General features: G+C 47.8%; 22 protein-coding genes. 10 read left to right on the top strand and 12 right to left on the bottom strand.

Annotation, left to right across the window (positions count from 1 at the left end):
* Positions 1-167 precede the first annotated feature (167 nt).
* The 6 genes from scpB to Q1B11_RS03810 form a co-directional block, all read right to left on the bottom strand.
* Entirely contained in the window at positions 168-1,073 is a 906-nt protein-coding gene (gene scpB, locus Q1B11_RS03835) for an SMC-Scp complex subunit ScpB (protein ID WP_299727817.1), read from the bottom strand.
* Between the two features lie 13 nt (positions 1,074-1,086).
* Positions 1,087-1,944 carry a ScpA family protein gene (locus Q1B11_RS03830; RefSeq protein WP_299727814.1) on the bottom strand — a complete coding sequence of 286 codons (858 nt, stop codon included), beginning with the start codon at positions 1,942-1,944 and terminating at the stop codon, positions 1,087-1,089.
* Positions 1,945-2,155: 211 nt separating this feature from the next.
* On the bottom strand, positions 2,156-3,370 hold the full coding sequence (locus tag Q1B11_RS03825) for a tryptophan--tRNA ligase (protein WP_299727811.1): 1,215 nt from the start codon (positions 3,368-3,370) through the stop codon (positions 2,156-2,158).
* Positions 3,371-3,497: 127 nt separating this feature from the next.
* Positions 3,498-5,135: a hypothetical protein gene (locus tag Q1B11_RS03820; protein WP_299727808.1), complete on the bottom strand. Its 1,638-nt coding sequence runs from the start codon at positions 5,133-5,135 to the stop codon at positions 3,498-3,500.
* 284 nt (positions 5,136-5,419) lie between these two features.
* Positions 5,420-6,040, bottom strand: coding sequence for an L-threonylcarbamoyladenylate synthase (locus tag Q1B11_RS03815; protein ID WP_299727805.1), 621 nt, complete (start codon positions 6,038-6,040; stop codon positions 5,420-5,422).
* Between the two features lie 337 nt (positions 6,041-6,377).
* On the bottom strand, positions 6,378-7,274 hold the full coding sequence (locus tag Q1B11_RS03810; RefSeq protein ID WP_299727801.1) for a PHP domain-containing protein: 897 nt from the start codon (positions 7,272-7,274) through the stop codon (positions 6,378-6,380).
* 87 nt (positions 7,275-7,361) lie between these two features.
* Between Q1B11_RS03810 and Q1B11_RS03805 the strand changes: the two genes are divergently transcribed.
* The 3 genes from Q1B11_RS03805 to Q1B11_RS03795 all read left to right on the top strand — a co-directional run bounded on the left by Q1B11_RS03805 (position 7,362) and on the right by Q1B11_RS03795 (position 8,999).
* Positions 7,362-7,937, top strand: coding sequence for a septation protein A (locus tag Q1B11_RS03805; RefSeq protein ID WP_299727798.1), 576 nt, complete (start codon positions 7,362-7,364; stop codon positions 7,935-7,937).
* Positions 7,938-8,237 carry a YciI family protein gene (locus Q1B11_RS03800; RefSeq protein WP_299727795.1) on the top strand — a complete coding sequence of 100 codons (300 nt, stop codon included), beginning with the start codon at positions 7,938-7,940 and terminating at the stop codon, positions 8,235-8,237.
* A gap of 78 nt (positions 8,238-8,315) precedes the next feature.
* Entirely contained in the window at positions 8,316-8,999 is a 684-nt protein-coding gene (locus tag Q1B11_RS03795; RefSeq protein ID WP_299727792.1) for a TIGR04211 family SH3 domain-containing protein, read from the top strand.
* 9 nt (positions 9,000-9,008) lie between these two features.
* Here Q1B11_RS03795 and Q1B11_RS03790 read toward each other — a convergent pair whose 3' ends face one another.
* Positions 9,009-10,355 (bottom strand): hypothetical protein, encoded by a 1,347-nt coding sequence (locus Q1B11_RS03790; protein ID WP_299727789.1) that lies wholly within the window; start codon positions 10,353-10,355, stop codon positions 9,009-9,011.
* Between the two features lie 137 nt (positions 10,356-10,492).
* Here Q1B11_RS03790 and rsuA point away from each other — a divergent pair, with 137 nt between their 5' ends.
* Positions 10,493-11,194: a 16S rRNA pseudouridine(516) synthase RsuA gene (rsuA, locus tag Q1B11_RS03785; protein ID WP_299727786.1), complete on the top strand. Its 702-nt coding sequence runs from the start codon at positions 10,493-10,495 to the stop codon at positions 11,192-11,194.
* A gap of 73 nt (positions 11,195-11,267) precedes the next feature.
* On the opposite strand, the gene metG is transcribed toward rsuA, so the two are convergent.
* Complete coding sequence (metG, locus tag Q1B11_RS03780; RefSeq protein WP_299727783.1) at positions 11,268-13,331, bottom strand: methionine--tRNA ligase; 2,064 nt, start codon at positions 13,329-13,331, stop codon at positions 11,268-11,270.
* Positions 13,332-13,882: 551 nt separating this feature from the next.
* On the opposite strand from metG, the gene Q1B11_RS03775 reads away from it, so the two are divergent.
* Positions 13,883-14,317: a DnaT-like ssDNA-binding domain-containing protein gene (locus tag Q1B11_RS03775; RefSeq protein ID WP_299727780.1), complete on the top strand. Its 435-nt coding sequence runs from the start codon at positions 13,883-13,885 to the stop codon at positions 14,315-14,317.
* On the top strand, positions 14,226-14,993 hold the full coding sequence (locus tag Q1B11_RS03770) for a replication protein P (RefSeq protein WP_299727777.1): 768 nt from the start codon (positions 14,226-14,228) through the stop codon (positions 14,991-14,993). The genes Q1B11_RS03775 and Q1B11_RS03770 overlap by 92 nt, the downstream gene beginning before the upstream one ends.
* A gap of 21 nt (positions 14,994-15,014) precedes the next feature.
* Here Q1B11_RS03770 and Q1B11_RS03765 read toward each other — a convergent pair whose 3' ends face one another.
* Positions 15,015-15,785 carry a YadA-like family protein gene (locus tag Q1B11_RS03765; protein ID WP_299727774.1) on the bottom strand — a complete coding sequence of 257 codons (771 nt, stop codon included), beginning with the start codon at positions 15,783-15,785 and terminating at the stop codon, positions 15,015-15,017.
* Positions 15,786-16,003: 218 nt separating this feature from the next.
* On the opposite strand from Q1B11_RS03765, the gene Q1B11_RS03760 reads away from it, so the two are divergent.
* Positions 16,004-16,321: a hypothetical protein gene (locus Q1B11_RS03760; RefSeq protein ID WP_299727771.1), complete on the top strand. Its 318-nt coding sequence runs from the start codon at positions 16,004-16,006 to the stop codon at positions 16,319-16,321.
* Positions 16,322-16,556: 235 nt separating this feature from the next.
* The gene (apbC, locus tag Q1B11_RS03755) at positions 16,557-17,648 is read left to right on the top strand and encodes an iron-sulfur cluster carrier protein ApbC (RefSeq protein WP_299727768.1); all 1,092 of its coding nucleotides are present in this window, start codon (positions 16,557-16,559) and stop codon (positions 17,646-17,648) included.
* A gap of 24 nt (positions 17,649-17,672) precedes the next feature.
* On the opposite strand, the gene Q1B11_RS03750 is transcribed toward apbC, so the two are convergent.
* Complete coding sequence (locus Q1B11_RS03750; RefSeq protein ID WP_299727726.1) at positions 17,673-18,248, bottom strand: NAD(P)H-dependent oxidoreductase; 576 nt, start codon at positions 18,246-18,248, stop codon at positions 17,673-17,675.
* Between the two features lie 317 nt (positions 18,249-18,565).
* Between Q1B11_RS03750 and Q1B11_RS03745 the strand changes: the two genes are divergently transcribed.
* Positions 18,566-19,054 (top strand): CBS domain-containing protein, encoded by a 489-nt coding sequence (locus Q1B11_RS03745; protein ID WP_299727723.1) that lies wholly within the window; start codon positions 18,566-18,568, stop codon positions 19,052-19,054.
* 59 nt (positions 19,055-19,113) lie between these two features.
* On the opposite strand, the gene Q1B11_RS03740 is transcribed toward Q1B11_RS03745, so the two are convergent.
* Positions 19,114-19,686, bottom strand: coding sequence for an OmpA family protein (locus tag Q1B11_RS03740; protein ID WP_299727720.1), 573 nt, complete (start codon positions 19,684-19,686; stop codon positions 19,114-19,116).
* A 273-nt stretch (positions 19,687-19,959) separates the two neighbouring features.
* Between Q1B11_RS03740 and Q1B11_RS03735 the strand changes: the two genes are divergently transcribed.
* On the top strand, positions 19,960-20,100 hold the full coding sequence (locus Q1B11_RS03735; protein WP_299727717.1) for a hypothetical protein: 141 nt from the start codon (positions 19,960-19,962) through the stop codon (positions 20,098-20,100).
* 76 nt (positions 20,101-20,176) lie between these two features.
* Here Q1B11_RS03735 and ald read toward each other — a convergent pair whose 3' ends face one another.
* Positions 20,177-21,298 (bottom strand): alanine dehydrogenase, encoded by a 1,122-nt coding sequence (ald, locus tag Q1B11_RS03730; RefSeq protein WP_299727714.1) that lies wholly within the window; start codon positions 21,296-21,298, stop codon positions 20,177-20,179.
* Between the last annotated feature and the right edge of the window lie 4 nt (positions 21,299-21,302).

Below are 21,302 nucleotides of genomic sequence, written 5' to 3'. Positions count from 1 at the left end.
TGGCACGCATCATATTAAGCGGCAGCTGAAGTGGTTATAGTTTTCCGGACACACTGATCAATCATGCTTTTACCTGCGAGTTAAATGCAGCTTGATACATCGAGCGTCAAGAAAACATGACGCTCAACATAGCATCGCTAACCATTGAAAAATAGAAATGTTGATGATCAGTGAACCGTTTCATCGGGTTCTTCTGTGGGTGTGGCGGGGCTCTCATCATCGGTAAGAGTGGTGGGTTTTGATACCTCTATATTGACAGCATCTGGTGTTATTTCACTTTCATCCAGTGTTTCTGATATCACACCTGACTCGTTGCTGACGTCAACGACAGTGACCTTCTGCTTTTTAATCAGGTCATCAAAGCCTGTGGGTAGATCCGCTTCCATTGCGTCCAGCTCATCAAACAAATCTTGTGCAGAACGTGCAGGCTCTTCTTTGACGTCTTCTTCTTTGATCTCTTCTTCTGGTTGTTCCAGGTTACCTGCAGCAATGGCTTCGGCTATCTCTTCAGGAATATCAAAATTGAGAGACTTGGCAATTTCTTCCAGATCACGAATTTCTGAAAGAGGCGGTAGCTCATTCAGATTGGTCAGATTGAAGTAATCCAGAAAGTGACGGGTGGTGGCAAACATAGCCGGTCGTCCGGGCACATCCCGATGACCAACCACTCGCACCCACTCCCGTTCCTGCAGAGTGCGAATGATGTTACTGCTGACGCTAACGCCACGGATGTCTTCAATTTCACCCCGGGTAATGGGCTGGCGATAGGCAATTAATGCCAGTGTTTCCAGAAGTGCCCGGGTATATCGTTGCGGTTTTTCTTCCCATAAACCACCAATCCATTGGGTCATGGACTGGCGCACCTGAAATCGAAAACCGGAGGCAACTTGCTTCAGTTCAAAAGCTCTGCCTTCACAGGCTTCGGATACTTTCACCAGTGCTTCGCGGATTGCATTACCATCGGGGCGTTCTTCTTCTGGAAACAGTGCAGCCAACTGATCAATGTTCAATGGTTTGCCACTGGCGATGATGGCCGCTTCCAGAATCAGGGAGAGTTCAGGTTTTTCGCTCATAGTCAGTATCCGGTTATTCGATCCGTGCCTTAACGTGGATAGGACCAAAAGGTTCGCTTTGTACCAATTCGATCAAGGATTCTTTGATCAGTTCCATAATGGCCATAAACGTTACCACAACCCCGAGCCGGCCTTCGCTGACCCGGTAAAGCGCCACAAAAGGAGTGAAGCGTTCCGAAGTCAGCATGGCCAGCACTTCGCTCATTCGTTCACGAACGGACAGCGCTTCTTCGGTAACATGGTGGTGTTCAAACATGTCTGCCCGGCGCATGACTTCACTGAGCGCCACCAGGATCTCCTGCAGATCCACATCGGGGTGGGTCTGTGTTCGTTCCAGTTCTGGCGGTTGAACTCGGGTCAGATGGTTATCACGCCCAAGGCGTGGCAGTTCATCGATGTTTTCAGCAGCGGTTTTAAAGCGTTCGTATTCCTGCAGGCGTCTAACCAATTCAGCCCGTGGATCGTCCTCTTCTTCTTCCGCTTCCGCAGAACGGGGCAGCAGCATGCGGGATTTGATTTCCGCCAGAGTTGCCGCCATTACCAAGTATTCCGCTGCCAGTTCAAACTGGCTGCTTTCCATCAGCTCGACGTAATCCATATATTGTTTGGTGATCTGCGCTACCTGGATATCAAGAATATCCATATTGTTGCGCTTGATCAGATAAAGCAGCAGGTCCAAGGGGCCTTCAAACGCCTCAAGGAATACTTCCAGAGCATCCGGTGGAATGTAGAGATCATCGGGCAGTTTGGTAAAGGGCTGCCCCAGCACTTTGGCCGGTGAGCGCTCTACCTTTTCAATGGCAACGTCCGATACGTCTGGCGGAGTTGCTGCATGATCCTGCTGATCGGCCACGGCTTCCGTCGTGGTCATGGGCGGTTTACCTTTTTCGGGTGTGACAACTTGGATGGTTTATTTGGTGTTCAGTTCCATCATGCCTGTTGGCTGGATTTCTGTCCAGAGAGGGGTTTCCGTGAGGATGGCGTTTTCCGTATCCCGTTATCCATAAGAGCCGATCAGCGTCTGCTTTTACGGATAACGGCTAACGGAATACGCCTCAATGCTGCAGAAAAGAGAAAGGCGTTTAACGGTAGTTCAGCCCCATGGCATCCCGCACTTCTTTTAACGTGTCCTGAGCTTCATCACGGGCTTTTTCACAACCTTCCGTGATAATGCTTTTCACTACATCCTGATTGTTTTCCAGCTCAAGGGCTTCGATGCGAATCGGTTCAAGCTCTGCCTGTATGGCTTCTACTACTGTCTTTTTGCAATCCAGACAGCCAATGGACGCGCTGGTGCAACCTTCCTGAACCCAGTTCTGACGCTGTTCATCAGAATAGATCGTGTGAAAATGCCACACCGGACATTTCAGTGGATTGCCGGGGTCATTGCGACGAATACGCGCCGGGTCTGTGGGCATTCTGCGGATTTTCGCATCCACATCGTCCGGGCTTTCCCGAAGTGCAATGGTGTTGTTGTAAGATTTGGACATCTTTTGCCCGTCCAGTCCGGGCATTTTTGCCTGAGGCGTCATCAGGGCTAAAGGCTCTGGCAGAATGACTTTTCCGGTACCTTCCAGATAACCGAACAGCCGCTCCTGATCTCCGAGAGTAATGTTGTTTTGCTCCCGCAACAGGGCCTTTGCCGTATCAAGGGCGTCATCATCGCCTGTTTCCAGGTAGGTTTTGCGCAGTTTGCGGTATAGATCGCCCTGCTTTCTCCCCATCTTTTTAATGGCCATTTCTGCCTGTTCTTCAAAGCCGGGTTCACGGCCATAGAGATGGTTGAAGCGGCGGGCCACTTCCCGGGTCATTTCTACATGAGACTCTTGATCTGCGCCAACGGGTACATTGCCAGCACGATAGGCAAGGATGTCCGCACTTTGCAGTAATGGATAACCCAGAAAACCGTAGGTGGATAAATCCTTTTCCCGTAGCTTTTCCTGTTGATCTTTATAGGTAGGCACCCGTTCCAGCCAGGAAAGCGGCGTCATCATGGAAAGCAGCAGGTGCAACTCGGCATGTTCTGGTACGCGGGATTGAATGAAAATTGTAGAAGAACCCGGGTTCACGCCAACTGCCAGCCAGTCAATCACCATATCCACCATATGTTGCTGCAGGTGGTGTGGGTCTTCGTAATGGGTGGTCAGTGCGTGCCAGTCGGCAACAAAAAAGAAGCAGTCATATTCGTGTTGTAATGCCAGCCAGTTTTTTAATACACCGTGATAATGTCCAAGGTGTAACCGACCGGTTGGCCGCATGCCTGATAATACGCGCGACTGAGGATCTACAGCGCTCAAGGGGTTCTCCCGAATTCATCCTGAACTGCAGAGGTTACGACAGTTTTTGCTGTGGTAAAAGCCCCTTGAAGGCTGGTCATCTTTTGTGTGTGCAATTATTCAAGTATTTTTTATTACGTACGGTTGATTAAACACGATAGGTTCGCAGAAAAAGTGTGCTTTTTTCGCCACAGACAAAACATTTCCTGTCTTCTAGCGCTTTTTGCTGTAGTGCCTCGGCACAAGGCATGCAGGCCGATATGTGTCCGCAGCTTAAAGTAACTTCAGCTGGATTTCTGCAATTCAGATTTTTACATTTAGTGCTTTGCTCAACTTTACGCAGTCTTTCCCATTGCTCCCTCGGTGGGTGCTGTTCAATGTTGAGGAGTGGGTCTTCTGTAGAGGCGTTTCCTGGCCGCGGATCAATCATTTCCACATCATTATTATTTCTTCTTGATGCACCTGATGTCGATGGGAGTTCATTAGCAAAGCCGGGTGCATGACGACCCAATATTCGAGCGTTGGCTTCTTCCCGTGTTTCTCCGTGCTCTAATTCATACAAGGTCGCAGGCATCCGGCCATGTCCAGATAGGTTTTCTCTACTGAATGAAAAAGGGTTATTTGATCGTCTGAGCTCCCTGCTGTTGTTCATAGAACGCATCTCTCGGCTGTGTATACCATTGCCGTTATTTTCCATAAATAGTTGAGAGACTGTTTCATCGTCATTGATCATTGCTCTGACAAAGCGGCAAGAGGTTGTCTGGTTTCCTTGAACTACATTAATAGCTCCGTACCATTTGGCCATTTCAACAGCAGGGTCTTCGCCTTGATTCCAGTTCTGAAGACCATTGTTGCAGCAGAAACACTTGACCCTATCGGGTTCACTGTCCCAGAAGAGCCCGTTAATTGCCAATTGAAGAACTGGTATTCCTAAACGATCAAACACGGCTTCATGGCCATTGAACGTTTCTAAGCGTGTTTGCACGGTTACCTTTGCAGGGTGCCTAATTCCATCTCTAGAATCGACAAGCCTTTGGGCTGCAGTATTTGAGCTAGAAATGTGGTCAGCATTAAGATTCTGTTGCTGATTATGTTGTCTCTGTGCTTCTCGGGCTTCTTCAAGTTCTTCAGGAGTCAGGACGGTAGCCAAAATTTCACTAGTTGAACGGTTAAGTTGGCGTGTTGTAGTGTTTGGATATTGGCTGCCCAATGAGCTGCCGGGGTTTTCAGCCTCGCGATTGAATTGCTCCTGTAGAGCACGAGCAAGTTCTTCATCGCTCCGTACAAGTGACAAATCGTCATCGTCTTGAAGTGAGAAGGCTTGTCCGGTACTTGGTAAAAACATTGAACGTGGTGATTGGAGCCGGCTGTTAGCTGGTCGAATCGTTATTCTTCTTACGTGATTAAAAAAGTTGATAAAGGGTTTTATGTCTTTTTTTAGAGATTCTTTGAGTGTGTCCTCAGATACGTTGTTACAAGCTGTCTCGACTGTATAGTGCCCAGATTTTTTGAATTTACTCCATAGATCTGGATCGTTTAACAGGGCGTCTATTGAGTTGAATGTCCGTATTTTTTTGCCATCAGAGACTTCGAAACCATTCGCGGTTATATTGCCTGTATTTCTGATTCGAATGGAAGTTCTCTCAGCTGTGCTGCTGAAGCTTAGTTCGCCAGAATCGATTTGGTTTCTGGCACTTGATTGCGGGCTACGGGAGAGCGGGGCAGGGTCAGGGTCAGGGCTGACTGCGTAATCCCAGGGGGGTGATGCATTATTTAAGCTATCCATATAAAAAATCTCCTTATAATGACATTTAAATAGGAACCTTGGTTCTTCAGACAGCGGGAAAAGTATAAGGTTCCATGTAGTCGCCAAACTCATTGGTAATAGCTGTTTATCTGGTGCTGATTATTCGATGGTTTAGGTGGGGAAGTATTAGAGTGGGGCTTATGATTCTTTAATCGGTTTCTTCAGGTCAGGGACAATACAGTACCTTGCGCGGGTGTGTGGATTTCTGCCAAGGTTAATATCCGAAGGTGCTTTTGTAATGACAGATAATTTTCAGTGGCTCATTAGAGAAAGGTAGTCGGGTCACCTTTACCGGTTCTGAGTATTTCTGGGGCGTCTTCCATCAAACTGACCACGGTTGTCGGCTCTGTTCCGCAATAACCGCCATCAATAATAAGGTCCAGCTGCGTTTCCAGAACATCACGAATCTCATAAGGATCCATCATTGGAAACTCATCGCCAGGTAATTGCAGGGTGGAGCTGAGCATGGGTTCGTTCAGTTCTTCCAGCAGATGCTGGGCGATGATGCAATCAGGAACTCGGATGCCGATGGTCTTTCGTTTGGGGTGCATTAACCGACGGGGGACTTCTCTCGAACCTTTAAGGATAAAGGTATAGGGCCCGGGGGTATGGTTTTTGATCATTCGGTATTGGGTATTATTCACTTGGGCAAAATTTGCCAATTCCGATAAATCCCGGCAGACCAGAGTGAAGTTGTGCTTTTCATCCAAACGACGAATGGCGCGTATACGGTCAACGGCTTTTTTATCGCCAATCAGGCAGCCAAGGGCATAACCGGAGTCTGTCGGGTAAACAATGACACCACCATTGCGAACAATGTCTACCGCCTGACGAATCAGTCGGGCCTGTGGGTTTTCCGGATGAATCTGGAAGAACTGGCTCATGGTAATCGACAGCACTGCATGGGTTCACTCTGCTCAAGCTTGAAGAGTGGTTTGTCGGCCACCGCTCAGACGTATGCAGGGTGATGATAAAAAGAGCCTTCAATCAATGATCGTTTATATCATGAAGGCGCAGAAGCTGGCGCATCATAGCACCGAAGCTGGCGGGAATAAAAGGCGTGGTTGAGGAGGCTGGCCGAGAACAGACTGCCCTACTGCGAGCAATCTGAATTTGGTCATTTTTTGAGGTGTTTTTCGTTAAATAGAACCACTATTCGCCTCAAAACACCTCAAAAACTGATTCAAATCAGTTTGCTCTCGCTACGGGCGCTATTCCCGGTCAGCCTCCTAGCCATTGCGACCAGACAGGCTCTAACCCGTTGGGCAGTTTTGGCGGGAGTCTGCCAATATCTACCCAGGGGTAGTCTGGCGTGTGGAAATCACTGCCCTGGGAGGCGAGTAATTCAAAGTCCTGACAGTATCGGGCGATCTGGTCAATCTGACTTTGTGGGTGATTGGAACCCTGCACTTCCATGGCGTGGCCGCCGGCCAGTTTAAAGTCTTTGATCAATGCACGGAGCTTGGTGGCAGTCATACGATACTTGCCCGGGTGCGCCAGAACAGCCGTACCGCCCAGGACTCGAATCCATGCCACAGCCTGGCTCATTCTTGGCCAGAAGGCTTTGAGATTGCCTATCTTGCTGTTGTCCAGATATTTACGGAACGCGCTGTCCATATTGTTCACATAATCTTGATTGATCAGCCAGCGGGCAAAGTGTGGCCGGCCAATTTGAATGTCGCCCGGTGTTAATTCAAAACCGTGTTCACTGCACCGCTGTTTGGCAATGGCGATGTCCAGTACTTGTTCAAAAATGGCGTCAGCTTCCCAGTCCGGCAAACGGCGGGCAAGACGTTCGGCAATATGGTGGGAACGCTGCCGGCGGGATTCGCCCTGGGCATTAACCACCATGGGCAGATCCGGATGATCCAGAGGGAAGTTCAAACCGACAATATGGATTTCAGCGCCAGACCATGTGGTGGACAGCTCAATACCGGAGATCAGCTGAAGGTCATCATTCTGCCAGTGTTTTTGCAGAAAGTGGTGCGCTGCCACGGTGTCGTGGTCGGTAATGGCCAGTACATTCACGTTACGCTCCAGTGCTCGATTGCAGAGCTCAATTGGATCAAGTGTCCCATCGGAGGCTGTGGTGTGGCTGTGCAAATCAATAGAAATCAAATTTGTGTCATACCCTGTCATTCAATTAGTTTATTATGTACGTTTGCAAAGATTGCATCACTGCCATTGTAACCTGATAGATAAAATATGAAGCAACTAATCGATTTTATTCCCCTGATACTGTTTTTTGTCGTGTACAAAATGGACCCTCGGACAGTGGAAGTGGGGGCAAATGCGTTTGAACTGGGCGGCCCATTCAGCGCAACACTGGTGCTGATGGTGACGTCAGTCATTATCTACGGCAGTCTGTTCCTGAAAAACCGGACGCTGGAAAAGGCCCATATTGTCACGCTGGTGGCGGTGGTATTGTTTGGCAGTATGACGCTGTTCTTTCATGATGAAGCCTTTCTGAAATGGAAAGCGCCCATTGTTAACTGGATTTTTGCGGTGGCGTTTCTGGGCAGTCAGTTTATTGGTGAGAAAACCCTGCTGGAACGGATGATGGGCCATGCCTTAACGCTGCCAAAAGATATCTGGTTGAAAATGAACATCAGCTGGGTGGTATTCTTTCTTCTGCTGGGTGCAGCAAACCTGTTTGTGGCGTTCACCTTCCACAATATCTGGGTGGATTTCAAAGTGTTCGGTAGTCTGATTCTGACGTTCCTGTTCGTTATTGGCCAATTCCTGCTTATTTCCAAGCATATTCAGCCTGAGGAGAAGTAAATGCTTTACGCCATCATCAGTGAAGATGTGGAGAACAGTTTGCCACTGCGCATGACGGTAAGAGCAGCGCATCTGGATAGACTGCAGCAATTGAAAGACGAAGGTCGTTTGATTCTGGCGGGTCCTTGTCCGGCGGTTGACAGTAACGATCCGGGCGAAGCCGGCTTTACGGGCAGCCTTATTGTGGCGGAGTTTGACAGTCTCGAAGCGGCTCAGGCCTGGGCGGATATTGACCCTTATATTGATGCCGGTGTTTATCGTCAGGTGACGGTGAAACCTTTCAAGAAAGTGTTACCCTGATTCCGATTTATTCTATCTGATTCAACAATTATCTGAGTCAACAACCTGATTCAACAAGTAGTAGTGGTTCCTTTGACAATGCAAAAGCGATGGCTGGCTATTCTCTCTACTCTCTCCGTTTTCTACAGTGTATTATGGTTTGGGCAGGCGGCTGCAGAAACGCGATACGTGACGGATATTACCTATGTGCCCATGCGGGTTGGTCCGGGCAATGAGTATCGGATTATTCACCGGGGTATTCGAACCGGAACGGCGTTGGAATTGCTGGAAGAAGATTCCGGTAATGGTTACACCAAAGTCCGTAATGGCGAGACGGAAGGGTATATTCCCTCTCAGTATTTGATGAATAACCCACCGGCGTTTCGTCAGGTGCCTGTGCTTCAGGAGCAAAATAAAACACTGACAGACAAAAACCGTAACCTTGAACAGCGGTTGGCAGAAAGTGATAACCAGTTGCAGGAAGTGTCCAGTGAGTTGGGCAAAACCGAAAACCGTTTGGAGCAACAACAGGGTGAGATGAAACATCTGCAGGAAATTACAGCCGACCCTCTGGCCATCGACCGCCGCAATCAACAGTTAGTGGAAGAAAATGAGAATCTGAAAAATCAGGTTCAGTTAGTGGAAGCGGAAAATCAGCAGTTGATGAAAGACGACAGTCTGCGTTGGTATCTGTTTGGTGGCGGCACCGTATTATTGGGCATACTGTTAGGTTTGATTTTGCCGATGTTGAAGCGCGACAAAAAGCAGAGTTCCTGGGTATAATCTTGGGGTTCATTTACTGGCGTATGATGGGGGTAAGGGAGTGAAAGCGCCCTTCCCATTTTTGAAATCCTTATAAACTTTACCAGCGCAGTTAAAGTACGCATGGGTAATAGCAAACCCTTCCTGAAATGTTTGGCTTCCTGTGGCGACTTGGGCTGCAGACACAATATGAACTAAACGCTGTCCTTCTTCTGACTCAAAAGGAATTTTTAATAGGAGGTAAGCGGCATAAAAGCAGTTGGAAATACCTGATGTACCTGCAACGTAGGGTATTTTAAGTTGACTGTTTTTCTGAGCCAGAGAGTATTGCTGGTCATTTGTGTAAGGGCGCTCACGATAGTAGGCAGAACGTTTTTTTAATGGATTCAGATTTTTCATTAATTGGCTTGGTATCTTTGAATACCCAATTTCATCTAAAAGCTGAAATTGGTGTGTTGAGGAGATGCTTTCTGGCTTCCGCCACTGTTCATGTACGGTGTGATTTCTGCCTATATAGTTAAAATTGCTGTAAATTTGGTAGATGCGGTCGGTATCAAAAGGATTCTTCTTCTCTAGCAGTATTGAAGGTATGCGGTAGATCGCGCTTAGCAAATCAATAATATGATTTTCCTGTGAACTTGAAACTTTCAGGAGTTGTGTCGAGAACGTTTCTTTGGATGTGATATCGAATAACTTGCTGGTGGGAAAGTTGAGTTGCTCCTGCGCAGCTTGATGATAATCGACGTATGTTTGCCATTCATCATTACTCGTGGCTTTTACTTTCATAGCAAGGATTTTAGAAATTTTCCGGATCAAATAAATATTTTTAGGGTTTTCAAGAATGCATTTTGATAATAGTGCTTCGTAATGGTTTTTTTTTTCGTCAGAGGTAGAGAGTGGATATCTTATTAATGGAGTACCGTTGCGTAATATTTGTTCTCTATTCAGTTCAGGAATTAATTGATTAATTATTATCTGAAGAAATATTGTTAAATCTGGCCTGTCCGCAATATTTAATAATAGATTACCTTTGTCATCTTCTATGGTTAGCAAATCCGGCCTTTTAGATAGCACGGTCTCAAAAGTGATATTGTCGCTATTACTCATTGCACTTAACAGGAGGGTGAACGCATATCGATTGTTGTTTGCGATAATCTCATCGAGATCGTCATTCAGTAATAAACCGATAGTGCAATCATAGTTTGAGGTTAATATCTCATCATTCAAGAGGTGATTTTTGGAGGCTGCGTGGATTGTTTTACGATGAATGATTGGGGTTTGAGGTTGTGCAGCTCTTTTTTTTGAGACATTTTCGTCTTGTGGTTCTACTCTTCTGTATTGAGTAGTAGATGTTCCGCAGCATGTTGGGAAATACATAGATATCATGTTGTTTTTGATATGGTAGATTTATAAAGACTTCCATAAGCGGGCTAAGTTCAGAATGATCTTGAGTCTGTGAGAGTGACATTAATTCCTCAGAGGATTATGATGCCCCGATTTCTCCGGTTTAAGCCATGCGTCTCGATAAATACCTCTGCGAAAGTACCGAACTCTCCCGCGCTGATGCCAAAAAATGTCTGCATCGCAGTGAAGTCACCTGTGATGGCGTTGTGATTAAGAATCCGGCGTTTAAAGTGCCGGATGGTTGTGATGTACGCTTATTGGATGAACCGGTCAGTGTCCGTGGTATTCGTTATATTATGCTGAACAAACCAATGGATACCCTTTGCTCCAATGTGGATGAAGTTTATCCATCCGTTCTCTCTTTGCTGGATATTCCTAAGGCGTACTCACTGCACATTGCCGGTCGTTTGGATGCGGACACAACAGGTTTGGTGCTGATTACTGATGATGGTCAGTGGTCCCACCGGATGACCTCGCCGGTAAAAGCCTGTGGAAAACGTTACCGTGTCTGGCTGGCAGACCCTATTCTTGAAGATAAGATGACCGAGATGGTGGAATGGTTTGCCAAAGGCGTGGCATTAAAAGCGGAGAAAGTACCCACAAAGCCTGCCGTGCTGGAAATGATTTCTGCCAATGAAGTGCTGTTGACCATCACAGAAGGAAAGTACCATCAGGTAAAACGGATGTTTGCGGCGGCGGGTAATAAAGTGGTCGGGTTGCATCGTGAGCAGATCGGTGAAATTGAACTGGATGCGCAATTAGCCGCCGGTGAATGGCGCTATCTGACTCAGGAAGAAGTTGAATCCGTTTAAATAAAAAAGCCCCGACACTGCGGGGCTTTTTTTGCGTGATAAGTTGCGCGATAAAATAGTGCGCGAAAAAAGATCACATCACGCGCATGCCAGGTTGAGCGCCTTCGTGGGGCTCAAGAATCCATAGCTCTTTACCGCCAGGTCCGGCAGCCAGAACCATGCCTTCGCTGATACCAAATTTCATTTTACGGGGTGCCAGATTGGCGACCATTACCGTATGTTTGCCAACCAGCGCTTCTGGTGCGTAAGCGGACTTGATACCGGCAAACACATTCCGTGGTTTGTCTTCACCGATATCCAGCGTCAGACGCAATAGTTTGCCAGCGCCTTCTACGTGTTCAGCGTTGACGATTTTGGCAATGCGCAGATCCACTTTGGCAAAATCATCAAAGGTGATTTCATCGGCAACGGGCTCTTTCTCCAGCCACTGAGAGGAAGAGGCAGCTTCTTTTTCTTTTGGTGCTTCGCTCATTTTGGCGAGAACCTCCTTGCTGGCTTCGATCATGGCGGCCACTTTATCGGATTCTACCCGAGTCATCAGCGGTGTGAAGTTATTCACTCCGTGATCGGTCAGAATGTGCTGACTGTCCTGCCAGGTTAATGGTTCAACATTCAGGAAGGCTTCTGCTTTTTCTGCCATGGCGGGCAGAACAGGCTTCAGGTAGATCATCAGTAGGCGAAACAGATTGATACCTGTGCTGCAGATGTCGTGCAGTTCTTGCCTCTTTTCAGGAGAGTTACCTTCTTCTTTGGCGACTACCCAAGGCTTCACTTCGTCAATCCAGGCATTGGCTTTGTCCGCCAGCGCCATGATCTCGCGCATGGCTTTGCCAAAATCACGACCTTCGTAGCAATCAGAAATACGGCTAGCCGCTGACTGGAATTCTGCAGTCAGTGCTGGCGCAATATCCGTGGCAGACAGCTTGCTGTCGAAACGCTTCTTAATAAAACCGGCGTTACGGCTGGCAATATTGACCACCTTGCCCACCAGATCCGAGTTCACTCGCTGAATGAAATCGTCGGTGTTCAGATCAAGGTCATCAATACGGCTGGACAGTTTTGCCGCGTAGTAATAACGCAGGTATTCCGGATCCAGATGTTCCAGATAAGTGCGGGCGGTGATAAAGGTGCCGCGGGATTTGGACATCTTTTCGCCATTGACGGTCAGGTAACCGTGAACGTTGACGCGGGTTGGCGTGCGGTAGTTGGCGCCGTGCAGCATGGCTGGCCAGAACAGACAGTGGAAGTTTACAATGTCCTTGCCAATAAAATGATGAACTTCACACTGGCTGTCTTTTTTCCAGTAATCATCAAAATCCAGGTCGTCACGACGGGCGCACAGATTTTCAAAGGCTGCCATGTAGCCGATTGGCGCATCCAGCCACACATAGAAATACTTGCCCGGCTCACCAGGAATTTCAAAACCGAAATAAGGCGCGTCACGGGAAATATCCCAATCCTGCAAACCGGTGTCCAGCCACTCGGCCAGTTTGTTGGCAATCTCATCAGAGATAGTGCCGGAGCGGGTCCACTCTTTCAGGAAACCATCGAAGTCAGAAAGTTTGAAGAAGAAGTGTTCACTTTCTTTCTCGATAGGTGTCGCACCGGAAATGGCTGAACGAGCGTTTTTCAATTCCGCCGGAGAATAGGTGGCACCACAGGCTTCACAGTTATCACCGTACTGATCTTTTGCACCACACTTTGGGCATTCGCCTTTGATGTAGCGATCGGCCAGGAACATGTTTTTTTCCGGGTCGTAAGCCTGCACGATGTTACGGCTGGCAATATGCCCTTTTTCTTTCAGTGCGAGGTAGATGGATTCGGAGAGCTGGCGGTTTTCTTCGGAGTGGGTGGAGTGGTAGTTATCAAATTCCACATGAAATTCGCCGAAGTCTTTTACTCGCTCCACGTTGATGCGCGCCACGGATTCTTCCGGGGTAATGCCCTGCTTTTCGGCGTGCAGGCTGATGGCGGTGCCGTGGGCGTCGTCCGCGCACACATAGGTGCACTTATTGCCAGACAGTTTCTGGAACCGAACCCAAATGTCGGTCTGGATGTATTCTACCAGGTGCCCCATGTGCAAAGGGCCATTGGCGTAGGGCAGGGCACTGGTGACAAGTATGTTACGTTGGCTCATTCGTGAATTCTGTTACTGGCGGCTAAAAGAAAAGTAATGGATCATTATACAAAGAGTGAGCCGGAAAACCCATGGTAAACTCTGCGGATGCCTATCTTTAAGTAGTTGTGCAAATGGAATCGAATATTTCTGGGTGAGTGGATAGTTACTATGCAAGGCACAACGCCGGGAGCATAGCCTTTACGCCCTGTGGGTGGTAGCTATGTGACCAGAGTTGTAACGCAGCACGACTGCATGGATGCAGGAGGTAGTGCAACGCAGGAGCTTGTTGCCGAGAGTGGCTGGCCACTTGCTCAGAAAATATGATTTCATTTGGTCAACTACTTAGACTGAGAATAATCCATCTCATAAGAAATGATCATTAAGCTCTGGTGCCGATGCCTGATAGAATGGGTATAAAATCGGTCTCGCCATACCAAGCTCACGTTTTTTACGCATTGCCTGCGGCACAGTTTGCCCGCAAACTACTGCCGTATAATGAGAACTGTTTTTAAAAAAACGGTGAAAGAGAGTGCTAGACCACAACCGGCAGTGCAGGTATTGTTGATTAAATGACTGACGAAAATCGAAGAAATCAGAGAAAACTGAATGCAGGCATGCCGACCTGGATGCTGAATAAGCAATCTGAAGTGCATGATGAGCACCCTATTTTTGGGCAAGAAGAGCCTAAGCCCGTGCAAAGGGAAGGGGCTCGGGTGCAGCCGCTGCCAGAAGATTTTGAGCCTGCCCGGGAAATTCTGGAATTTTTGCAAGCCCATCAGGGCATTCCTCTGGATTTTATTGCCACACAGCTGATCGACTTTAAACTGTACTGGCACGAAACCGGCGAGGCACGCAAAGCCTGGCAAAACAAGTTTAAATCCCACGTTATCTACCAGTGGAAACGGAGCCAAAGTGAAACAGGGCAAAGATCTCGCCAATCAACTGCAGAAAAGCTTACAGACCGCAGTTGGGACGACGGCTTCCAGTTCGAAGACAACGACTGACCCCACACCTGCTCAGCAGCAGTTCACTGGCGGCAGTCAGCAAGGGCGTTCTGGTGCCGACCATGTGGACGCCATTAATGCCATGTTCACATTGTTGGAAGATGCGTACCCTCTCAAGTTCAAAAGAGCCTTCCAGACTCACGAAGATGTCATTCGTGCCAAACGGGTCTGGAAAAATTCCCTTCAGGAATTCAGCCCCCGTCGTATTTTACTGGCGGCCAGAAAAGCGCTGGATACATCAAAGTTTTTCCCCGATTTGAGCGATATCCGCGAGCTGTGTAAGCTCCGTTATGATGAGGTGGGTTTGAAAGAACCGCTACAGGCATACTACGAAGCTTGTTATTCGCCTCAGCAAACCCGTGAACATAACTGGTCACACATCGCCGTCTATCTGGCCGCTCGGGAAACGGGCTGGATGATGCTGCGCAGTGAAGAACAGCGAGTGGCTTTTCCAGTGTTTGAGCGTAACTACGAAATTCTTTGTAACCGGGTGCTTGAAGGTGAAGACCTGGAAGCGTCCATCATGAAGGGAATAGAAGACGGGCGTAGTCAAGAAGTCACCCGTCAAATGGAAGATGCTGCTCAAAAAACACAGCGCAGGGTGATGGCGTCTCAAGGAATTGATCCGGGCAACGGTCAGTCAGCCCGCGATCGTCTACTGAAAGTGTTTGAGTGATCAATAGTTCAGGCATTCACATTAGAATGCCATACCAATACCAACGGCTGCACCGTGTTTAGTACTTGAGAAGCTGGCTCTTGCATTGACCGTGTATTGGTGCTGGTCGCCAAAATTACTGGACATACCGATGGCAACGGCGGATTGGCCACCATAATTGCCTGCGCCCATACCAATCATGTTATTTCCCCCACTTGCTTGTGGTAACGCTGCTTGCGCCATGGACTGGGCAATTCCTGAAAGTGCGATTTTATTGTTTTTTTCGACTTTGTTATGCATGTCTGAGAGTCGACGCTCATTCAGGGCTTCTAAGCTTTGTAATGAGAGTCGGTTTTTCTCAATATCCTGACTATTTTGGGAAATGTTCACCATGCCGCTAATTTGTTTTTTATGCAAAGCGGCAGCTTGTTTTGCCCGAATGACACCTTCACTGTAGAGTGTCTTCTGTACATCTGTCAGGCGCTGATCGGTATTATGGGTTATTTTTTTCAAACTTTTCAGAATGTCTTTATTTTGCGCAATCTTTTGCTCGTTTCTTGTAGCACCCTCCTGAACTTTTAAAATAGTTTCTGCGTTGATTTTGGTAAGCTTTTGATTGGTTTCAGAATGCTGAATCAAGAACTGAACACCTTTTTGGTTCTCTCCAACCCTACTTTCTAAATGGTTAATTGTTTTTTGAGACAACGTATTAGTTTCATGAGTGCTGCGAAAGTCTGCAGCAAATGCTTGCTTAGAAATAATTCCCAAACAGGTGATGATCATTGTTATGAAAAATTTTCTTGATTCTCTCATTGTAATACTGCTCTTCGCTACTACTCAGGTCTTTTGAGTGGGTTGGGGAGTTACCGATATCTAAACTGAATGTTTTGATCAGTAGGTTGTGCGGTATATTTTATTTTTTCTGAGAGGCATAAATATCAGGGGATATATTAATCTCTTTGATTGGAATAAGTATAAGTTTGTTGTGTCTACCTTTTTGGTTGTCTGGTTAATAATTTGTTAACTATTTTATGTTAGATAATATCGGTTCTGGAACACGGTTGGGGGGCTTTGGGTTGATGTGTTTTATTCTGGGGATTGGGGTGTCATGCATTCAAACAACGTCTGGTCTAATTATCAATGATGTTGCTAGTGAGGGTGATGTGGGACAGTATTTTTCTGCACACTTTTCATTGACTCATTTATGGTGGCTATTTACCTATCTTGCTGCGGGGCTATCCGCCAGTTGGTTTGGGATGACAGCGGCATACTGGGTGATGCTTGTTATTGCAGGTGTAAGAGCTCTTTTTTATGTATCTTCACTGCGACATCACCGCTCAATAGTGTAAGGTGATTGGAATCTCAAATGGGCGCTATTCTCGGTCAGCCTCCTGGTATTCTGCTCCAAACGATAAGCGCAATGTCCCGATCTCTTGCAGCTGTTTACTCGCTTTACTTTGCGCTTTTGTAGGTTTTTTCATTTATTACCTGTTCATAAGCCCAAGTCCACCAGTAGCGCCTTGAAATTTGCACTGTCCGCCTATATTGAGTTGAACAGATTTTTCCATTATCTGGAGTGTTGTCATGAACCCTGATCGTGCTGATATTGAAGCGGCGATTCGCAGTTATCAGGATCCCTACCTGAAAAATAATTTGCTGGATGCCGGTTGCCTGAGTTCTCTTGTGTTGGATGACGGCAAGGTTCAGGTCGCGTTCACCCTGGGTTATCCGGCTACTGGCTTGTGTGAGGGCGTTGCTCACATGTTGTCCAGCAAGATAGAAGACGTTGAGGGTGTGCAATCGGTGGATGTGTCTGTCAAATGGCAGGTTGATGCTGCTCCGGTTCAGGGTGAGCTGGAAACCATGGCGGGGGTGAAAAACATCATTGCTGTGGCCTCTGGTAAAGGCGGCGTTGGTAAATCCACCACGGCGGCGAATCTGGCACTGGCGCTTTCTGCTGAAGGCGCAAGAGTGGGTATTCTGGATGCGGATATTTATGGCCCAAGTATGGGGCAGATGTTTGGTATTGCTGATGGTACTCGCCCGGAAGTGAAGAATGAGAAGTTCTTTATTCCCATTGAGGCGCACGGTATTCAGGTGATGTCCATGGCGTTTCTGGTAACAGAAGATACGCCGGTGGTGTGGCGAGGGCCAATGGTGAGTGGTGCCTTGATCCAACTATTAACCCAGACTGTTTGGAACGATCTGGATTATCTGGTCATTGATTTGCCGCCAGGTACGGGTGATATCCAGTTAACACTGGCTCAGAAGATTCCGGTATCCGGCAGTGTAGTGGTGACGACACCTCAGGATCTGGCGCTGATTGATGCTAAAAAAGGCGTCGAAATGTTCCGCAAAGTAGAAGTGCCAGTACTGGGTGTTGTGGAAAACATGGCAGTGCATATCTGTTCCAGCTGCGGACATACGGAGCACCTGTTTGGCGAAGGCGGCGGAAGTCGTATAGCTGATCAGTACGGTGTGGATCTGCTCGGCTCTTTGCCTTTGTCTATGATGATTCGTGAACAGGCAGATGAAGGCGCGCCAACGGTGGTCTCTGAGCCAGAATCCCAGATTGCCATGATCTATCGGGATATGGCTCGGCATGCGGCAGCGAAACTCTGGCTTCGCAATCAGCAGGCGCCAGCGGTGCCTGAGTTATCAATTGTTGATGACTAAAAGCTGACGATTAAAACTTAACGGCTAAAACCGTTTAATTGTCTCACGAACTTTGTCGAGAAACTGGCTCAGCTCTGGTTTGGAAATTTTGTCCATTCGGTAGAGCGCGAGCCAGTCAATATTCTTGCATTTCGTGACCGCTTTTAAACTGAGTGTCATCATTTTCCGTGGAGGGTTTCCGATCAGTGTCATTCGCCATTTCGACGCTCCCTGGGTCGTAATAATCTGAATCTTTTTGAGATTGGTGAGTTTAGGTGTGACGCCTTCCGGGCCAAATTCGGCCACTACTGACGGTAACCAGACCCGATCAAACCACCCCTTCAAAATGGCCGGCGGTCCCATCCACCAGGTTGGGTAAACCATAATTAACGCCTCCGCCCATTGCAGCTGCTTCACGTATTTGTCTACCGTTTCGGTGTTATCTTTCTTCATATAATTTTCACGTTCACTGGCGTTCATTCTGGCTTCGAAATCTTCCAGATACAGGTCCAGTGTTTTGATCTCATGGCCTTTCAGTGCAAGCTGTTCGCAGACCACGTTGAAGATGCTGTGGTTGAAACTATCGGTCACGGGGTGGGCAAGAAGCACCAGCGTTTTCATTGTTATGGGTTCCAGAGGCAGTCATGAAACTTGCCTGTTGAGTCGTTGTCTATGCTGTGGAGCTTTCTATCACTTAGGTCAGACTATAGCAATGGATGATCCTGGTCCGATTGCACAAGATAATTAGTGCACTCCATTAAAAATGATATTGGTGTAGGTTCCAGGCAAACAAAAGAATATCTTTCCAGATTAAAAGCTCAACAATGAACTGCTCAGTGATTGATGGGGGTTCGTGAGGATTGTTGACTTAAGTCAAAATAGTGGTTGTCCGCAATGGTCATACTGAGCGAAACAAAATGACTCAGGGAGCCAGGAGCATGACTAATGATAACCCTTTAAATACCATGACCGCCGCCCAGATTATGTGCCAGAAAGTACTCACAGTGCCCTCTGACTGGTCTGTGGATCGACTGGCCCGGTTTCTCACAGATAAAGGCATTTCCGGCGCGCCGGTGGTCAATAATGCGGGTCAGCTGGTAGGTGTTGTGTCATTTTCCGACATTGTTCGTGAGGCTGGCAGTGGGTTAGTGGATATGACCCTTCGAGATGACGATTTCTATAACGCTATGACAGATAAAGGACTGTCTCCAGAAGATCAGCGTTCTTTTCATGATCTGGTGGATCAGTCAGCGCTGGTGAACGATATCATGACGCCGATGGTGTTTGAGGTTTCTGGCGATACCCCGCTGTATAATGTGGCTGAAGCTATGGTGAAAGGCCGTATTCATCGGGTAATGGTCACTGAAAATGGCAACCTGAAAGGTTTGATCAGTGCTTTGGATCTGTTGAAAGTGATGACGCTCTAACCAATCATAAAAAAAGGTACCATTTCTGGTACCTTTTTCTGTGTCAAACCCATCAACGATTAACGATGGATAATCATTTCAACCCGACGGTTTTTCATGCGGGTCTTTTCCTTTTTGTTGCTGAAAGCAGGCTTGCGATAACCAACACCTTTGGTTTCGATGCGGCTGGCGGCAATGCCTCGGGTCATCAGGTAATTTTTAACGGCGCTGGCACGATTTTCAGAAAGCACCTGGTTCACCTGATCGGGTCCGATATTGCAGGTATGTCCGATCAGCTCGACGCGCTTATTCTTACCCAGGCGGGCAGCAACAGCGTCCAGTATCATCCGATCATTTACGTCCAGATGAGTGGAGCCAAAGCCGAAGTGGATAGCCGTTGGTGTTTGGTCAGCAATAGCGCAGTGGATGCCTGCAACCATGGCGCCAGCAACCGCGGCGGCACCACCGGCTCCCAGGCTGTGCAGGGCGGCAGGTACACCAAGGGTCATGCCGCCTTCAACGGCACATTGGGACCAGCTTTTCTTATGGGGGTAGTCTTCAGCGACCATTTGGCTGCTGGTTTTCATGACGCCACAGCCGGTAAGAATGAACGCCGCAGTAAACAGTGCGGTTAACTTCAGTTGCCTTATCATGGTACATCTCCATCCATGGTTCGATTGGTTTTTTTTATAGATCCCCATTGCCGGGAATTTCTACTGAGTATAGATACGAGATTTTTGAAACGTCGTTGGGGATTATTAAAAACAAGATCACGGCTGAAGAAAGTCTATTTTTTGACAGGGTTATTGGGCTTCTTAGCTAATTGACAGTAGGGAATAGGCCCAGAGTGGTGAAATAGTGCCGAGATAACGTCAACATAAAACCGGGACGCTGAAAAAGAGAGTCTAGGGTGTGGCGGTGGATCAATGACCGGTGCCCACATGAACGACAGTTTCTTCTGGGTGATCGCGGAGTTTTCGGGGATGGATACGATGACGGCAGCGACATTATTACAGGGGGTTTCAGTGTTGATAACCGTTCAGATATTAGGCTGGTGGTTACTTTAAAGCAGGAAATACAGTAGGGAATAAAACAGGGGTAAATAGATCTGATGGCCTTCATTGAAGGCCATCAAGACAGAGATTAAATCTCTTTTACCATTTCTGAAGCAGGCTTATACGCCAGGTTTTGAGCTTCAGCAACGGATTCGCAGGTGACGATGCCTTTGCAGACATTCAGGCCTTCCAGCAAGTGAGGATTGTCTTCCAGTGCCTTGCGAGCACCTTTATTAGCAATTTGCAGAACATAAGGTAGGGTAGCGTTGTTCAGTGCCAGTGTAGAGGTTCTGGCAACAGCGCCCGGCATGTTGGCAACACAGTAGTGAACCACATCATCAACAATGTAGGTTGGTTCAGCATGAGTGGTGGCTTTGGCCGTTTCAGCGCAACCACCCTGATCGATGGCAACATCCACAATCACAGAGCCCGGCTTCATTTTTTCTACCAGTGCTTTGGTAATCAGCTTCGGAGCAGCAGCACCTGGCAGCAGAACACCACCGATGACCAGATCAGCAGACAGGACATGTTGCTCGATGGAAAGCGCTGTGGAGTATACCGTGCGAACACGGTTGCCATACTGGGCGTCCAGTTTACGCAGGGCGTCCACCGAACGATCCAGCACAACCACGTTGGCGCCCATGCCAACAGCCATGGCAGTGGCATTTTGACCGACGACACCAGCGCCAATAATCACCACTTTGGCAGGTTCTACGCCAGGAACGCCACCCAGTAACATACCGCGGCCTTCCATGGATTTTTCAAGACAGCGAGCGCCGGCTTGAATCGACATACGACCGGCTACTTCAGACATTGGTGCCAGTAAAGGCAGGCGGCCGTGGGCATCGGTTACGGTTTCGTAAGCAATGCAGGTGGCACCAGAGTTGATCAGGTCATTGGTTTGTGGAACATCTGGGGCAAGGTGTAGATAGGTGAAGAGGGTATGATGAGGCTTTAACCGGGCACGTTCCACGGCCTGAGGCTCTTTCACTTTGACAATAAGCTCTGCGGCTTCAAAGATGGCATCGGCAGTCCCAAGGATGGTTGCGCCTGCAGCTTCGTAATCTTCGTTGAAGAATCCAACACCGACACCGGCCTGATCTTCAACACACACTTGGTGTCCATTATTCACTAGCTCAGCAACCGCTGCTGGAGTGAGGCCTACACGGTATTCGTGATTTTTTATTTCCTTAGGTACGCCAATCCGCATATTC

Origin of the sequence: uncultured Endozoicomonas sp., from assembly GCF_947495845.1 — a bacterium.
Classification (GTDB): domain Bacteria; phylum Pseudomonadota; class Gammaproteobacteria; order Pseudomonadales; family Endozoicomonadaceae; genus Endozoicomonas.
The sequence above is the reverse complement of the archived record's forward strand: the minus strand, read 5'-3'. Positions and strand labels throughout refer to the sequence as shown.

Bases quoted from the DNA above. Each gene is read 5' to 3' on its own strand.
- Q1B11_RS03765 (WP_299727774.1), bottom strand. From the start codon at position 15,785: ATGAGAGAATCAAGAAAATTTTTCATAACAATGATCATCACCTGTTTG.
- Q1B11_RS03745 (WP_299727723.1), top strand. From the start codon at position 18,566: ATGACTAATGATAACCCTTTAAATACCATGACCGCCGCCCAGATTATG.
- Q1B11_RS03740 (WP_299727720.1), bottom strand. From the start codon at position 19,686: ATGATAAGGCAACTGAAGTTAACCGCACTGTTTACTGCGGCGTTCATT.
- Q1B11_RS03735 (WP_299727717.1), top strand. From the start codon at position 19,960: ATGACCGGTGCCCACATGAACGACAGTTTCTTCTGGGTGATCGCGGAG.
- scpB (WP_299727817.1), bottom strand. From the start codon at position 1,073: ATGAGCGAAAAACCTGAACTCTCCCTGATTCTGGAAGCGGCCATCATC.
- Q1B11_RS03775 (WP_299727780.1), top strand. From the start codon at position 13,883: ATGACTGACGAAAATCGAAGAAATCAGAGAAAACTGAATGCAGGCATG.
- Q1B11_RS03800 (WP_299727795.1), top strand. From the start codon at position 7,938: ATGCTTTACGCCATCATCAGTGAAGATGTGGAGAACAGTTTGCCACTG.
- apbC (WP_299727768.1), top strand. From the start codon at position 16,557: ATGAACCCTGATCGTGCTGATATTGAAGCGGCGATTCGCAGTTATCAG.
- Q1B11_RS03830 (WP_299727814.1), bottom strand. From the start codon at position 1,944: ATGACCACGACGGAAGCCGTGGCCGATCAGCAGGATCATGCAGCAACT.
- Q1B11_RS03805 (WP_299727798.1), top strand. From the start codon at position 7,362: ATGAAGCAACTAATCGATTTTATTCCCCTGATACTGTTTTTTGTCGTG.
- Q1B11_RS03750 (WP_299727726.1), bottom strand. From the start codon at position 18,248: ATGAAAACGCTGGTGCTTCTTGCCCACCCCGTGACCGATAGTTTCAAC.
- ald (WP_299727714.1), bottom strand. From the start codon at position 21,298: ATGCGGATTGGCGTACCTAAGGAAATAAAAAATCACGAATACCGTGTA.
- Q1B11_RS03815 (WP_299727805.1), bottom strand. From the start codon at position 6,040: ATGAGCCAGTTCTTCCAGATTCATCCGGAAAACCCACAGGCCCGACTG.
- rsuA (WP_299727786.1), top strand. From the start codon at position 10,493: ATGCGTCTCGATAAATACCTCTGCGAAAGTACCGAACTCTCCCGCGCT.
- Q1B11_RS03760 (WP_299727771.1), top strand. From the start codon at position 16,004: ATGTTAGATAATATCGGTTCTGGAACACGGTTGGGGGGCTTTGGGTTG.
- Q1B11_RS03795 (WP_299727792.1), top strand. From the start codon at position 8,316: ATGCAAAAGCGATGGCTGGCTATTCTCTCTACTCTCTCCGTTTTCTAC.
- Q1B11_RS03790 (WP_299727789.1), bottom strand. From the start codon at position 10,355: ATGTATTTCCCAACATGCTGCGGAACATCTACTACTCAATACAGAAGA.
- metG (WP_299727783.1), bottom strand. From the start codon at position 13,331: ATGAGCCAACGTAACATACTTGTCACCAGTGCCCTGCCCTACGCCAAT.
- Q1B11_RS03820 (WP_299727808.1), bottom strand. From the start codon at position 5,135: ATGGATAGCTTAAATAATGCATCACCCCCCTGGGATTACGCAGTCAGC.